The sequence below is a fragment of the Pedobacter sp. GW822-FHT03F06 genome, assembly GCF_058801365.1.
Genome location: NZ_JBXANE010000004.1, coordinates 399,767 through 416,065, shown reverse-complemented (window position 1 = coordinate 416,065; position 16,299 = coordinate 399,767). Strand labels below are relative to the sequence as shown.

Sequence of the window (16,299 nt, the reverse complement as noted above, 5' to 3'; positions counted from 1 at the left end):
CATGAAAAATAAAAAACTATATATATTGGCCATTCTGACAATTGCATTTTCATCTTGCAATAAAGAGCTTGATGAGGTGAATATTAATCCGAATGCACCAGAAATTCCTCAACCCGATTATTTACTTACTGGTACCACTAAAACTACAGCTGATACGTATTGGGGGGTAACCAATAATATGAACTCGAGCTTGCTTTTTGTACAACACTGGGCTAAAGTTCAGTATACAGAAGAAGATCGGTTTATCTTTTCGAACAGTAGCTTTACGGCTTTATGGTCTACTGGCTACGCACAAAGTATTGCTGGCTTTAATAAAATTATCGAATTGGGCGATGCACAAGGCAATCCAAACTATAAAGGAGTTGCACTTGTGTTAAGGTCGTGGGTATTTTTGTTACTTACCGACGCTTATGGGGATATACCATATTCACAGGCTGGAAAAATTAAACAGTTTGTTACGCCGGTTTACGATAAACAAAAGGATGTTTATTATGGTATTCTTAACGATTTAAAGACTGCTCAGGCAACTTTAGACCCAGCTTCAGGAAAAGTTATAGGTGGAGATGTGATTTATAGCGGTAATATTGCTTTATGGAAAAAGTTTGCCAATTCTTTACGCCTTCGTATCGCTTTACGCATTGCGGATAAAGAGCCGGCTAAAGCCAAACAGGTAATTGATGAAGTACAGGCTGAGGGTGGCACTTATATTAACAGCAAATCGGAGAATGCAACACTGCTCTACAGTGATTCGCCTCAGCAAAATCCGGTAGCAGCCTCATTCGAAACCAGGAATGATTACCGGATCAGTAAAACCATCGTAGATAAACTTTTTGCGCTAAATGATCCCAGATTACCAGTTTATGCAAGCAAAACTGATAATGCTACACCTCAAACCTATGTAGGCATTCCGAATGGCTCAACAAATTCAGAAGCCAGTGCAATAGGTTTAGCAAATTCTTCCAGACCAGGAACTTATTTTTTAGCAGCAAAAGCACCTGCTGTGATTTTTAGTTATGCCGAACTGCTTTTTGATAGGGCAGAAGCCGCTGCAAGAGGTTTTACTACAGAAAATGCAGCTGATCTGTATAAGCAGGCCATCAGGGCATCCTTTGATCAATACAGTATAGGTGGAAGTGTTGTTGATGATTATCTAAATCAGGCTTCCGTACAATATGATGCTGGTAATTATAAAAAATCAATCGGTGAGCAAAAATGGATCGCTTTGTTTGGTCAGGGTTTAGAAGCCTGGGCGGAAAGAAGAAGGTTAGATTATCCGCAGTTAACCGCTTCAGTAAATACCGTTTTGAACGGACAGATTCCGGTACGCTTTATATATCCTGGTACGGAGCAATCATTAAACGGACAGAATTATAAAAATGCGGTAAGTAGCCAGGGTGCCGATTTATTAACCACCAAACTTTGGTTTGATGCCTTTTAATCCGATAGTGGTAAAAATGGTGTCAGATGTTGCCATCTGACACAGAAAACAAAAACGTCCCGGTTTAAATCGGGACGTTTTCATTTGAAATTTTTAAAGAAAGAGGTATCTTGTGTATTGGAGTTCCTGCTTTCTTCCAGGTATTCATCTGGCTAAATCTTCGGCAGCATTACTTGCCCTGTTTTTCAGGTCTTCGGTATATCCTTTTGCTTTATCTACCCATCCTGGTGCCTTATCTAATAATTCATCAACTATCGATTGTCCGGTAATTGGATCTTTCTTTGTGATATATTTTACGCCAGCATAAACTGCGGCGCCAATAATTGCTGTTTTTAAAATTCCCATGTTCTTTTCTTTTTTATTAGTTAAACATTTTGAGTTCGTTAAAAGTTTTAGACGATTTACGATAGCTGTTGTTACAAATGCCTTTAGTTGAAGTTGCAATAATCTTCCTGTTTTTTGCCACGGAAACACGGAACCACAGAAAAATACCTTCGTGATAATTTGCGTCTCCGGGGCAACTAATATTGGTTCATGTTAGTGAGATACCAACCGATAACCCGAAGGTGGTCTGTGAGGACACAGACCACGGGGGGGGGCAGTAACCAGGCATAAAATTTTTTTACCAATAATCTCTATTAAATTTATATATTTCGAGCAAAATTACCTTAACCTAAATCGATTATAAACTAAATGAAGTTGCATGAATAAAGAAAAGCTGTTCATTGAAATCAAGAATTTGAGCATCATAAATTCTTTATCGAAACACGAACAACTTGTTCAGGGAATCATTAATGGCCTAAACCATAAACTGATTGCTAAGGGAGATATTCTGCCTTCAGTTAACGAAATGATGAGGGAAACAGGTTTTGCCAAAGAAACCATCGGCAAGGCCTATAAAGAACTCATTAGCAGAGGCATTTTAGAATCGAAAAACAGAAGAGGTTATTTTGTGGCAACCGATGATACTGAACAACACCTTAAGGTTTGTTTATTAATTTATGCGTTCGATACCTTTCAGGAAACTTTTTACCAGAACTTCCGCGACCATTTAGGCGAAAATATTCAGGTTGATGTATATTTCCACCACAATAATTTAAGTGTTTTCGAATCGATCATCAACAGCAATAAAGGGCAATATGGTTTGTATGTTATTGCACCAATAGAAAGTAACGAAGCCAAAGAAATATTAGAACAGTTACCAAAAGAAAAACTACTGATCGTGGATCGCTATGTAGCGCTGAAAGGCGAGTATTCTTACATCGTTCAGGAGTTTGAGAAAGCTTCTTATAATGCTTTTTTGCAACTGGCACCCCGCATAAAAGAGTTTTCGGAGTTTGTTTTCTTTTTTAAACCATCGTCCGCAGAGCCCAATGAAGTACTGGTTTCATTTAAACGTTTCATAAAAGAGTTTAAGATTAATGGTGTAATTAAAAACAGTTATGAATCTGGCAGTATTGCACCCGATAAGGTTTATTTTACTATCCACAACCTCGAACTTTGGGAAATGTTAAAAGATGCCAAGGTAAAAGGATTAAAGGTTGGCAAAGATTTAGGTATTCTATCGCATAATGATGATAATGTGAAAGAGATCATATTTGACGGGATTACTACATTTTCAATCGATTTTGCGCATATGGGCCGCCTGGCCGCCGAATTTGTACTCAGTTTGAAACCCATAAAACATATTATGGAGAATAAACTGATGAGAAGGAATTCACTTTAGTGTAAACTTCGCAGCAACAGCTGTTCTTAAATTCATACTTCTAAACTGGCCAATCTTATCAACAGCTTAGAAGTTTCTAAATTACATCACGATTTTCTTTTAATTTGGAAATGAATGGACTGTGGTTTTTGGCTAATGTAGTCCTGCCATTCGCTTTACTTCGTTGCACTACGTGTTCGCTGCTGTCAGGTTTATAATCGAAAGGTCTGCTCCTTGTATGTTGCCACAAGCACCAGCACTTTGTTGCTACGCGATTGCAGTGGTTCTGGTTCTTCACTGGAAATAACGGTGAAAGGGGCTGAAAACTACTAAAAAGGACAGAACCGGTCATTTCCAAAACATTAAGGAGAACAACTTATTATTCATTTTTAGACAGCCGCTGATGTGCTGATTTAATCCTGCTGATTATTCTTAAACGATTTATTTTTAGAAAGTTGGAATATTAAATTTTTTGGTTTATAATTGTATTCGGAAATAGTAGGATAGGATAGGATAGGACAAAAATGTGATTTGCTTGCTTTTAAGCGCTTAATTTCGTTCATATACGCGAAACAATTAAATGAGCTTTTGTAATAATTGTTCCCAGTCCCGATTACATTTTCATTAACCAAATAACCAAAAAATATGAGAAATTTTACAAATTACTTTACAGGAAAGCAATTTCTTTCTTTCATGATCGCTAAAGGGCGACCAGCAGATCTACAAAATCTTAAAGGACACTAATACTGCTGTCTACTTACATCTATCTTAAATAGTTTTAATTCACTCATTTAAAAGCTAATTAGCAAATGAAGCAATTATTTTTGTTTTGTGGGCACTTATCGGTGCCCAACAGGTTAAGAAATGCAATGGTATTGACGGGTTCGATTCTTGTATTCTTCCTGATTTTTATACCCAATAAAGGTTTTTCTCAAACGGGAAAGAAAACCATTACGGGTAAGGTTACAGATACGCTTGGGGTAGGGCTGCCTGGGGTAACTGTAGCAGTTGTAAACAAGGTTAATGTGGGTACACAGACCGATAATAATGGAAAGTTTGTACTCGATGTAACACCTGGAGAAATACTGAGATTTTCATATGTAGGATACAGGGAGCAAAGGGCAACAGTTGGTGCAGCCAATGTGCTGAACATTAAATTAACTGAAGAAAATATGCTGTCAGAAGAGGTAGTAATTACCGCGCTAGGGCAGAAACAACGTAAAGAAGCATTGGTAGGTTCTGTTACTACCGTAAAAGTGGGTAACCTTAAAATACCGTCTAGTAACCTTACCAACGCCCTTTCGGGTCAGATAGCGGGGGTAATTGGTTATCAGCGCAGTGGGCAGCCAGGGCAGGATAACTCGCAGTTTTTTATCCGTGGGGTAACTACTTTTGGTTATAAACAGGATCCGCTTATTTTAATCGATAACGTAGAGCTTAGTGCTTCAGACCTTGCCCGCTTACAGGTTGATGATATTGAAAGCTTTTCTATCCTGAAAGATGCAAGTGCTACCGCATTATACGGTGCAAGGGGTGCAAATGGCGTAATTTTAGTCAGCACGAAATCAGGTAAAGAAGGTAAAGCCAAAATAAGCTTCCGATTAGAAAACTCTGGTTCTCAATCGGTAAAGAGTTTACAGCTTGCCGATCCGATTACGTATATGAAGCTTTTTAACGAAGCTGCTATTGGCAGAGGCATGGATCCGATGTTTACACCTAACCAGATTATTAATACACAGGCTACAATAAATAAAAGTCCTGGTTATAATGAATACGTTTATCCGGCCGTAGATTGGTTAGATATGTTATTTAAAAAACGGACCAGCACACAAAGGGCTAATATTGGTATTAGCGGTGGTGGTGGCGTTGCCCGCTATTACATTGCAGGTTCTTACAATTTAGATAATGGTATACTTAAACAGGATGAGCGGAATAACAACGATAATAATGTGAAATTCCGTAATTACCAATTACGCTCAAACATTAACATCGATTTAAGTAAAACAACCGAAATGGTGGTGCGCCTATCGGGTAATTTTAGCGAATATAATGGTCCTTTGGCAACAGACGGCGGTTTTTCTACCGATTTATATAATATTGCGGTACACACCAGTCCGGTTTCGTTTCCTGCATTTTACCCTGCCGATGCGGCCAATCAAAACGCACAACATATTTTATTTGGAAATAGAGGTGGGGCGGGTGTAAACAGTATTTTAGACAATAATCCTTATGCTGCGATGTTACGCGGACATAAAAATTCGTCTGAATCGCGTATGTCAGCACAATTTGAAGTCAACCAAAAATTAGACTTCTTTACCGAAGGCCTTTCATTTAAATCTATTTTTAGCACCAACAGATACTCTTATTTCGATTCGCAAAGAGCATATTCTCCATTTTATTATAATATAGGTTCTTACGACAAGCAAAGCAATACCTATGTTTTAAACTGGCTTAATTCATCTGTAACGGGCGGTGCACCGAATATTGCGCAAGAATACCTGTCGTATAATCCAGGTAATACCAATATCAATACTTTTTTATATGCACAGGCATCATTAAATTATGATAAAGCTTTTGGTAATCATAATGTTAGTGGTACTTTAATTGGTACTGCGCAACAAACGGTGTACAGCAATGCCAGTTCCTTACAGAATTCGCTTCCTTACCGGAATTTAGGTTTAGCCGGACGATTAACTTATTCGTATAAAAGCAGATACTTTTTAGAATCTAATTTCGGCTATAATGGATCTGAAAGGTTTTCAGAAGACCATCGTTTTGGCTTTTTCCCAACCATTGGTGCCGGATGGGTGCTTTCTAACGAAAAATTTTGGACTGGTGGAATCGCCAATGTGGTTAACCGCTTAAAATTAAGGGGTAGTTATGGTATTGTGGGTAACGATGCCATTGGTGCGCAGCGTTTCTTCTATATCTCTGAAGTGAATTTAAACGGTGGAGGAAATTATGCTCAATTTGGGTTTAATGGCGCCTCTAACCGTAGTGGAGTATTTATAAACAATTACGAAAATAAAGATGTTACCTGGGAAACATCACAACAAACCAATTTAGCATTAGAAGCTACCCTTTTTAAAAACTTAAATTTAATTGCCGAGGTATATAATAATTATCGCTACGATATTTATATGGGCCGTGCCAACCTGCCTAGTACACTTGGTTTAGAAGCCAGTGTAGGGGCAAATGTTGGTGAAGCCAGATCCAGAGGGGTTGATTTATCGTTAGATTATAAGTTTAATGTAAACGCATTTTCTTTCGCCGTACGCTCTAATTTAACTTTTGCTAAAAACAAATACATTAATTATGAAGAACCACAATGGGCCGAGTCTTATCGGTACACCACAGGGCAGCCGATTAGCCGAAACTTTGGTTACATTGCCGAGCGCCTTTTTGTTGATGATAAAGAAGTACAAAACTCGCCAACACAGATTTTCTCTGCAAATGGTAAAGCACCACGGGCCGGCGATATTAAGTACCGCGATTTAAATAATGATGGTAGAATTGATGATGCTGATAAGGCTTACATCGGTTTCCCTCAATCTCCTGAAGTGGTATATGGTTTCGGTTTCAGCTCATCGTACAAGGGGTTCGATCTTTCTGCCTTTTTTACCGGACAGGATAGGATGACCTTCTTTATCGACCCAACCCGGGTGAGTCCTTTTGTGCCTAGTAATCAGCAGTATATTTTAGGAAATACGCAATTATTGAAAGATTTTGCAGATAACCACTGGTCGCCTGAAAACCAGAATTTATATGCACTTTATCCAAGGCTTGCTGTTAATGCTGCCGATTTAGAAAACAATGCACAAACCAGTACCTGGTGGATGAGAAACGGACGCTTAATGCGGCTAAAATCTGTAGAACTTGGATATACCCTGCCTCAGCGCATTTCTACTAAAATAAAGCTGAATTCCTGCCGGATTTATTTCAACGGGCTAAACCTGCTTACCTGGAGTCCTTTTAAAATGTGGGACCCAGAGCAAGGTGGAAACGGTTTTGCCTATCCAATACAAAAGGTATTCAATGTTGGTCTTAACGTAACCTTATAATGAAAACGATAAAAAAATATTTTAAATACAGTTGCATTGTTTTAATGCTTTGCAGCTTTGTATCCTGTAAAAAATATCTTGATGTAACGCCTGATGATATTGGTACGCTCGATTATGCCTTTAGAAACAGAAACGAGGCCGAAAACTACCTGTACTCGTGTTATGCCTATCTGCAACGGATGAACGATGTGGCTTCAAACCCAAGCTTTACCACTTCTTCAGAATTGATTTATTCAAATACACTTGATAATTTCCAAGGTTTTAACAGAACAGGTTTTAATTTATTAAGAGGAACACAAACTGCAGCAAAACCGGGCTTAAACACCTGGGATGGTGAAGAAGGGAGTTATAGCCTTTGGCGCTCCATCAGAATCTGTAACATTATGCTCGAGAATATCGATAAACCTATTGATTTAGGTGCTGCAGAAAAGAAACGCTGGACCGCTGAAACCAAATTTTTAAAAGCCTACTATCATTATGTGTTATTTAAAATGTATGGCCCAATACCGCTGATTAAAACTAATTTAGCCATAAACAGTACTACTGATGAGGTAAGGATAAAAAGAGCTCCGGTAAACGAGACAATAGATTATATTGTTTCGCTGTTAGATGAGGCTATTCCTGATCTGCCCGCTGTTATTACCAGTCAGGCAACTGAATTGGGCCGGGTAACCAGTGTAATTGCACTTTCGGTAAAGGCCGATGTATTAACTACAGCAGCAAGTCCGCTTTTTAACGGTAATCCTGATTATGTGAGTTTTAAAGATAAAGATGGTGTTAGCCTTTTCCCTGCGGCTTACGACGCCCAAAAATGGAAAAAAGCTGCTGATGCTGCAAAAGTTGCCATTACTGCCGCTGAAGCACAGGGGATTAAATTGTATACCTTCAGCTCACCATCAACAGTTGGCAAATTGTCCGATTCGTTAAAAAGAGAATTAGATGTACAGAATGCTGTTGCAGAAAGATGGGAGTTGAATTCCGAAATCATATGGGCATCAAACCCTGAATTTAATTATCAAGGATTTGCAACGCCTAGACTTACCGCTAAATCTGCCGTTAATAATTTTTCCAATCCTTCTACTTTTTCGGCTCCAATAAGTACACAAGAACTTTTTTACACGGTTAATGGTGTGCCGATTACGGAAGATAAAACCTGGGATTATGCGGGCAGGAATACCATTAAAGTTGGCGATAATGCGAGCAGGTATTATATTCAACAGGGTTACGAAACCATAAAAGGCCATTTTGCCCGCGAAACGCGTTTCTATGCAGATATTGCTTTTGACGGAGGTATCTGGTTTGGAAATGGAAGGAACAATCAGGACGATCCAGCCAATCCTTTATATTACGTATCGGCAAGAGGTAGCGGCTTTGCAGCACCAAGTGATAACATCAGGTTAAATATAACAGGTTATTGGCCTAAGAAACTGGTAAGCTACGCATCAGTTTATGATGATGGTTTCCAGCCTTCAGCCTTCCGCTTGCCGTTGATTAGATTGGCAGGTTTATATTTACTATATGCAGAAGCTTTAAATGAAGTGAACGGGCCTACGGCAGAAGTATTTACTTATGTAGATAAAGTAAGGCAAAGAGCAGGTTTGCAAGGGGTACAGGCCTCGTGGACGAATTTCGCCAAAAACCCGAATAAATTTAACACCAAAGAAGGTTTGAGACAGATCATTCATCAGGAAAGAAGAATTGAGCTTTGTTTTGAAGGCCAGAGCGGTTGGGATTTAAGAAGATGGAAAGAACTTCAGGCAGTTTTAAATAATCCGATACAGGGCTGGAGTATAAACAATGCAGAAGCCATTAATTACTACCGTCCAACTACACAGTTTATTCCGGTGTTTGGTTTAAAAGATTATTTATGGCCGATTAAAAGCTACGACCTGGTTGTAAATCCAAACTTAGTTCAAAACCCTTATTGGTAGTTTAAAATATTTAAAGAAATGAAACCATGGTGTGTAGTTTAAGCAATAATTGTTGTTCGCATGCATCATCGCTTCATCAACGTTGAAAATAAATTCAAAATGATGAAAAATATTAAAAATAGTATTTACCTAATCTTTATCGTTTCTGTTTTAGTCAGCTTTGCTGCCTGCAAAAAAATGGAAACCTATAACGATCCAGCTTCTTCAGATATGACCAAGCCTGGAGTGGTAACCAACATTAAAGTTGATAATTTTAATGGCGGCGCATACATTACCTATTCTTTGCCCAACTCAAAAAACCTATTGTATGTATTGGCGCAGTATAAAATAAATGGAGTAACTACACGGGAAACAAAATCGAGTTATTATTCTGATTCTATTATGGTAGATGGCTTTGCAAAAAAACAGGGTTACGATGTTACTTTGTACGCGGTAAGCAGGGCAGAGGTTAAGTCAGATCCTGTTGTGGTAAAGGTAAACCCCGATACGCCACCATATCTGCTTTTAAAACCAACAATTAATGCCGAGGCTGATTTTGGAGGCATAAAAATTACAGGGACTAATCCATTGAAAAACAATCTGGGGATTATTCTGCTAAATGTTGGCGATAATAATACTTCCGATGTTATTGATCAGCATTATGGCAAAACCGAAATTTTCGATTATTCTGTTAGGGGTTATGCACCTGTTGCTAAAAAGATTGGTTATTATGTAACAGATAATTTTGGGAACATTTCGGATACGACCTATAAAACTGTTACTCCATTTTTTGAGACCTTGCTGGATAGAGGTAAGTTTTTTCAGTACAGACTCCCATCTGATGGGGTAATTGCCTATGGCTGGGATCTTCCTTATTTGTGGGATGGTAAAACAGACGGTAACTCGAACGGATGGCATACAGCACCAGGTGGGGCAATGCCAGCAATAGCAACATTTGGTTTGGGTATCAGTGCAAAATTAAGCCGTTTTATTTTATGGGAAAGACCAGACGGCGGCGACAAATTTGCTTACGGACACGGAAATCCAAAGGTATTCTCCATTTGGGGATCTGATGTAGCTGTACCACGCGATGCACAACTCCCATTATCAGCGCCGGTTGGTACTGTTATAGGCGATTGGATAAACATGGGCAATTATAACTACCCCAATCCGCCTTCTGGCTTAGCGCCCGTTGCACATACCACCGCCGATAATGATTTTGTAAAAGCAGGTGTAAGTTTCAATTTTCCGCTAACCAACCCTAAAGTCCGCTACATCCGTTTATCGGTAAGCACCACTTGGTCTAACGGTACTTTTGCGCATGCCATGGAAATGGCCTTTTATGGCGACCCAAGATAATTAATATAAGAAGTTAAATTTTCGAACATGAAAAGTATATATAAAATTAGCGGTTTGTTATTGCTGTTGGTTACAGTAATACTGAGCTGTACCAAAGATGATCTTGCTTTTAAAGATTTTTTAAAAGATGGGGAGATTATTTACCCAGGCCGTGTGGCCAATATAGTTACCAAACCTGGTAATTTAAGAACTGCATTATGGTGGAATCCAAGTCCCGACCCAAGTGTAAGTAAATATGTGGTTTATTGGAATAACAACGCCGATTCGGTTGTCGTTACGGCCAGCAGTCACAACCCAACAGATACGATAAAAGTGGTTATTCCGAATTTGAGCGAGTATACCTACACTTTTACCATCTATTCGTATGATGCTCAGGGGCATAAATCTATCCCCATAGAGGCAAGAAATGTGCGGGTTTTTGGGCCATTATACCAGTCTGGCCTATTAAACAGGCCTTACAATGCCAGCACACCATACGTGATAAACAGCAATGGCTCAGTTCAGCTAAATTTTAAGACTCCCGATACCATCAATGTAAATACGGTAATCAGGTACACCAATACAACAGGTACGAGTGTAGATAAAACGCTTTTACCGGCTGATACCGCTATTACACTTACAGATTATAAAGCCGGAACAGATATTACCTATAAATCTTCTTACATTCCGGGGAAAGGCTCGCTGGATGTATTTTCGGTAACTGATTTTTCTACCTTCCCTAAAATTTTCACTTACGTACTGTGCGATCGCTCGCTTTTTAGCGAAGTGCGTTTGCCAGGTGATGCGCCAACTTACGAATCGGGTACCAGCATTAGTAAACTTTGGGATGGAAGCGTTGGACCGCAGGGCTATCCAAATATTTTCCATAGTGCAGGTAACAGTGGCATGCCACATGTAATTACTTTCGATTTAGGTAAAGTATATACCAATTTATCGCGTATAGAAGAAACCGGAAGAGATTGTTGCAATAATCCGGATCGCTTTGAGGTTTGGGGAATAGCCGATTTAACCAACGCTACAACTACTTTATCGGCCAGTAATAATGGTTGGCCAGCTGAAGCCATAAGTAAAGGATGGATACTTTTAAAAGATGTAACCAGAAGCGATGATGGCAAAAATGCAATAACTGCTGAACTGGATAATGCAGGGAAACCAATTCGTTATATTCGCATCAGGATTAAACATGTAACCACTGGTGATGGAAATTATAGCAATATGAGCGAAATCAGGTTCTGGAATAAACAGTAATGTCGTCATCTCGACTGGAGCGCAGTGGAATGGAGAGATCTATCTAGGCAGATTTCCCCACTTTATTGCACCTGATAGCTATCGGGTCCGCTCGAAATGACGATCCCCACAACCGGATCCAATTGATATAGTACAACAACACACAAATGAAAAATGTATAAAAAGCAACTTATTATTATTACACTATGCTCATTTTTTATCGGTAAAAATGCCACTGCCCAGCAGAAACCTTTAACATTATGGTACGATAAACCGGCCAAAACCTGGGAAGAAACCCTTCCCTTAGGTAATGGTAAACTCGGTATGACACCAGACGGCGGTATTACCAGGGAGAATATTGTATTGAACGACATTACCTTGTGGAGTGGCGGAAAACAAGATGCCAACAATTACGAAGCCTACAAAAGTTTGCCCAAAATCAGGCAGCTGATATTGGAAGGTAAAAACGATGAGGCTCAGGAGTTGGTTAACCGCGATTTTGTTTGCAAAGGGCAGGGATCGGGTGGCGCAAACTGGGGTAAATATCAAACCCTTGGAAACCTTCAGCTCGATTTTGATTATCCAGGTGTAAAAGACCTAAGCGCACAAGCATATAAAAGATCTTTATCATTAGATAAAGCTGTTGCCGTAGCCGAATTTGCGCTCAATGGCGTAAAATACAAAAGGGAGTATTTCTGCAGTTTTGATGATGATGTTAATGTAATCAGGATCACCTCCGATCAGCCTAAAAAACTGAACTGCAATATTTCCATCAGCAGACCAGAAAAAGCAACTTTAGCCAGCGAAGGCAATGAACTGCTGATGTTTGGCCAACTCGATAATGGCACTGATGGTAAGGGGATGAAATACCTGAGTCGTGTGAGTACCAAACTTAAAGATGGTACGGTAACAAGCGAAGGGAACGTTCTTAAAGTGAAGAATGCAACCGAACTGATTATTTACGTTGCAGCAGAAACCGATTTTAAACATGCCGATTTTGAAGCGAGGGTAAAACAAGTTTTACAAAACGCGAAAAAGAAAGCCTATAGCTTAGAAGTGGCAAACCATACCTCAAATTTTGGTAAACTCTTCAACAGGTTAAAAATCAATTTAGGAGAAGGCGAAGCAGCCAAACTGCCAACAGATGTAAGGTTAGAACGTTTTTACAAAGATTATAAAAATGACGTTTCGTTAAGCGCTTTGTTCTTTCAGTTCGGTCGTTATTTAAGCATCAGCAGTACAAGGGTAGGGCTTTTGCCACCAAATCTTCAGGGTTTATGGGCAAACCAAATCAATACACCCTGGAATGGCGATTACCATTTAGATGTAAACGTACAGATGAACCATTGGGCTATTGAGCCTGCCAACCTTTCGGAGTTAAACCTTCCGCTTGCTGAATTGGTAAGAAATTTAACCGGACCAGGTGCAAAAACGGCGAAAGCCTATTATAATGCCGATGGATGGATTGCCCACGTAATTACGAACGTTTGGGGCTTTACCGAACCTGGCGAAAGTGCCTCATGGGGTGCATCAAATGCAGGTTCGGGCTGGTTGTGCAGCAATCTATGGGATCATTTTGCCTATAGTCGCGATTTAAAATACTTGAAAAGCATTTATCCGATCTTAAAAGGATCAGCTGCATTTTACCAAAGTGCTTTGGTTAAAGATCCAAAAACAGGTTGGCTGGTTACTTCGCCATCGGTATCGCCAGAGAATACTTTCTACCTGCCAAACGGAAAAACAGCAAGCATTTCAATGGGGCCAACCATCGATAATCAGATTGTAAGAGAGCTTTTTAATAATGTAATTACGGCTGCTAAACTGCTTAAAATTGACGCCGCCTTTAGTGCTTCGCTGCAGGAAAAATTAAAATCTATTCCGCCAGTGGGTATAATTAGTAAAGATGGCCGTATACAGGAATGGCTGGAAGATTATAAAGAAACCGATCCGCAACACCGCCATATCTCGCATTTATATGGGGTTTATCCTGCCGGATTAATTACACCAACATCAACACCCGCATTGGCCGAGGCGGCAAAGAAAACGCTTGAAGTGAGGGGAGATGATGGACCAAGTTGGTCAATTGCCTACAAACAATTATTTTGGGCAAGGCTACAGGATGGAAACAGGGCTTTTAAACTGTTTAGAGAAATTTTAAAACCTACATTGAGAACCGATATTAACTATGGAGCCGGTGGAGGTGTTTATCCAAATATGTTATCAGCAGGACCGCCCTTTCAGATTGATGGTAATTTTGGCGCATCGGCCGCTATTGCCGAAATGCTGATCCAAAGTCACGATGGTTTTATCGAGCTGCTCCCTGCTCTTCCTGATGCCTGGAAAGCTTTTGGCGAAATTAAAGGATTAAAAGCAAGAGGTAATTTTACCGTTGATATGAAGTGGAGAGATGGCAAGATTACATATTACAGCATTACTTCGCCCACGCCTCAAAAGGTAAAGCTAAAAATGAATGGAAAATTAACCGAAATAATGTCGACCAAACGCTAAGAAATACATGGTTTTTAAATTATTATCCAGGCATAAGTTATTCTTGATTTTCCTGGTCCTGTTATTTTCTGCGCGGTCTGCATCTGCAATCATAATCAATTATGGTCGGGCAGGAAAAATAGACTACAACCTTAAAACCGGCACTTTTCAGGTGTCAAATAGCGCTGCGCAACTATTATTAAATGGTTTTTCGCAAGCAGTATACCAGAAAAGGATGCTTAGTTCGAAGGATTACTCGCAGATCAGCTACACCAAAACAGCTATTAAAGATGGTTTTGGGAAGGGTTTTAAACATGTTTTCTTGTTAAAGCAGCATGGTTTACCAACTATGCAACAGGTTTTTTGTACCTATACAGGTAAGGATTATTTTATGATCAGTCTTGCTTTACAGGGCGTTAATTTATCCATCAACCATATGGTGCCTTTAAATGGGGACTTGATCGATCAGGAGACTTCAGGCGTGCCTACCAGCTTATTTGTACCTTTTGATAACGATACCTTTATTTCTTACAATGCTGTTCCGCTAAAGGCGAACACAAGCAATCCGAGCGCGGAGGTTACGGCTTTGTATCACGATCAATCCAGAAAAGGTTTTGTAATCGGATCTATAGAACACAGCAACTGGAAAACCGGAATTATTACAGCTATGGATAGCGGGAAAAAAATAGGTATTCAGGCCATTTGTGGTTATACTGAAGAAAGTATTACCCGCGATAAAATTGAACATGGTTATTTAAAAGGAAATACGATCAGCTCGTCAAAAGTGTTTTTCGGTGCATTTGCCGATTGGCGATCGGGTATGGAAACCTATGCACGAGCCAACCGGATAGCAGAACCACCTATTATTTTAAAATGGAAAGCCGGAACTCCAGTAGGATGGAACAGTTGGGGCGTAATGCAAGAGAAAATAACACTCGAAAAAGCCAATCAGGTTGTCGATTTTTTTGCTGATAGCCTAAAAGCCTTTAGAAGTGATGGTGTAGCATATATCGATCTCGATTCTTATTGGGATAACCTGCTGAAAGGCGGCCTAACGGGCGATTATTCTAAACTAAAAGCATTTGCCGATTATGCTAAATTGAAAGGATTAAAACCGGGCATCTACTGGGCACCCTTTGTAGATTGGGGATTTGCTGGTGGCGGTAACCGCAAGGCGGAAGGAAGCGATTATACATTTGGCGAGATGTGGACCAAAATCGGATCAGGCTACCACGATATAGATGGTGCAAGGGCGCTCGATCCAACACATCCGGGTACCCAGCAACGTATGGCTGCGGTTATTGAAAAGTTTAAAGCATGCGGTTTTGAAATGATTAAAATCGACTTTTTAGGTCACGCTGCAATAGAATCTAATCATTTTTACGATCCTAAGGTTACTACAGGAATGCAGGCCTACAAAGCAGGCATGGAATTTTTATTAAAACAGTTGGATAATAAAATGTTGGTTTACGCAGCCATATCACCAAGTTTAGCTTCTGGACGATACATACACATGCGCAGAATAGCCTGCGATGCCTTCAAATCGATAAAAGATACCGAATATACTTTAAATAGTGTAAGCAACGGCTGGTGGCAAACTTATCTTTACGACTATATTGATGCCGATCACGTGGTATTCTCCGATCAATCTGACCAGGAAAATACAGCCAGGTTTTTATCAGCAATGGTTACGGGAACCTGCATTACCGGCGATGATTTTTCACTGCAAGGCAAATGGAACAGTACGGCAAAGCGTTTATTGAACAATGCAGAAATCCTAAACGTATTAAAAGATGGAAAGGCATTTCTTCCGGTAGAAGGGAATAGGGGGAAATCGGCATCACAACTTTTTGTAAAACAGGTTGGTAACGTGAAATATCTCGCGTTATTTAATTATAGCGATGAAGTAAAGCCTTTTACGCTTGACTTTTCGAGAATCGGTTTAAATATGGATGAAGTGTACAGCTGTCAAAATTTGATCACTCAAAAAACTGAAAACTTCAAAAATAACCAAGCTTTAAGTGTGGGCGCAAAAGATGCCATTATCTTCAAAATCATACTTAAACAATAAAATAAATCAACTACTACCTATAAACATTACCGGATTAACAT

At 39.6% G+C, this 16,299-nt stretch carries 9 protein-coding genes; 8 read left to right on the top strand and 1 reads right to left on the bottom strand.

Going from position 1 to position 16,299, the window contains the following annotated elements; translation table 11 throughout:
* Window position 1 precedes the first annotated feature (1 nt).
* Window positions 2-1,438 carry a SusD/RagB family nutrient-binding outer membrane lipoprotein gene (locus AC1RJ8_RS09440; protein ID WP_492953331.1) on the top strand — a complete coding sequence of 479 codons (1,437 nt, stop codon included), beginning with the start codon at window positions 2-4 and terminating at the stop codon, window positions 1,436-1,438.
* Window positions 1,439-1,582: 144 nt separating this feature from the next.
* On the opposite strand, the gene AC1RJ8_RS09435 is transcribed toward AC1RJ8_RS09440, so the two are convergent.
* Window positions 1,583-1,783 (bottom strand): hypothetical protein, encoded by a 201-nt coding sequence (locus AC1RJ8_RS09435; RefSeq protein ID WP_036670470.1) that lies wholly within the window; start codon window positions 1,781-1,783, stop codon window positions 1,583-1,585.
* Window positions 1,784-2,141: 358 nt separating this feature from the next.
* Between AC1RJ8_RS09435 and AC1RJ8_RS09430 the strand changes: the two genes are divergently transcribed.
* The 7 genes from AC1RJ8_RS09430 (at window position 2,142) to AC1RJ8_RS09400 (ending at window position 16,258) form a co-directional block, all read left to right on the top strand.
* Window positions 2,142-3,164 carry a GntR family transcriptional regulator gene (locus tag AC1RJ8_RS09430; RefSeq protein WP_492953332.1) on the top strand — a complete coding sequence of 341 codons (1,023 nt, stop codon included), beginning with the start codon at window positions 2,142-2,144 and terminating at the stop codon, window positions 3,162-3,164.
* A gap of 788 nt (window positions 3,165-3,952) precedes the next feature.
* On the top strand, window positions 3,953-7,204 hold the full coding sequence (locus AC1RJ8_RS09425; protein ID WP_492953333.1) for a SusC/RagA family TonB-linked outer membrane protein: 3,252 nt from the start codon (window positions 3,953-3,955) through the stop codon (window positions 7,202-7,204).
* On the top strand, window positions 7,204-9,135 hold the full coding sequence (locus AC1RJ8_RS09420) for a RagB/SusD family nutrient uptake outer membrane protein (protein ID WP_492953334.1): 1,932 nt from the start codon (window positions 7,204-7,206) through the stop codon (window positions 9,133-9,135). Before AC1RJ8_RS09425 ends, AC1RJ8_RS09420 begins: the two co-directional genes overlap by 1 nt.
* Window positions 9,136-9,234: 99 nt before the next feature.
* Complete coding sequence (locus tag AC1RJ8_RS09415; RefSeq protein ID WP_492953335.1) at window positions 9,235-10,473, top strand: DUF5000 domain-containing lipoprotein; 1,239 nt, start codon at window positions 9,235-9,237, stop codon at window positions 10,471-10,473.
* A 27-nt stretch (window positions 10,474-10,500) separates the two neighbouring features.
* A complete protein-coding gene (locus AC1RJ8_RS09410; RefSeq protein WP_492953336.1) occupies window positions 10,501-11,721 on the top strand; it encodes a DUF4998 domain-containing protein in 1,221 nt (406 codons plus the stop codon).
* 153 nt (window positions 11,722-11,874) lie between these two features.
* Window positions 11,875-14,208 carry a glycoside hydrolase family 95 protein gene (locus AC1RJ8_RS09405; RefSeq protein WP_492953337.1) on the top strand — a complete coding sequence of 778 codons (2,334 nt, stop codon included), beginning with the start codon at window positions 11,875-11,877 and terminating at the stop codon, window positions 14,206-14,208.
* A 214-nt stretch (window positions 14,209-14,422) separates the two neighbouring features.
* Window positions 14,423-16,258 carry an alpha-galactosidase gene (locus AC1RJ8_RS09400; RefSeq protein ID WP_492953338.1) on the top strand — a complete coding sequence of 612 codons (1,836 nt, stop codon included), beginning with the start codon at window positions 14,423-14,425 and terminating at the stop codon, window positions 16,256-16,258.
* Window positions 16,259-16,299: the final 41 nt, after the last annotated feature.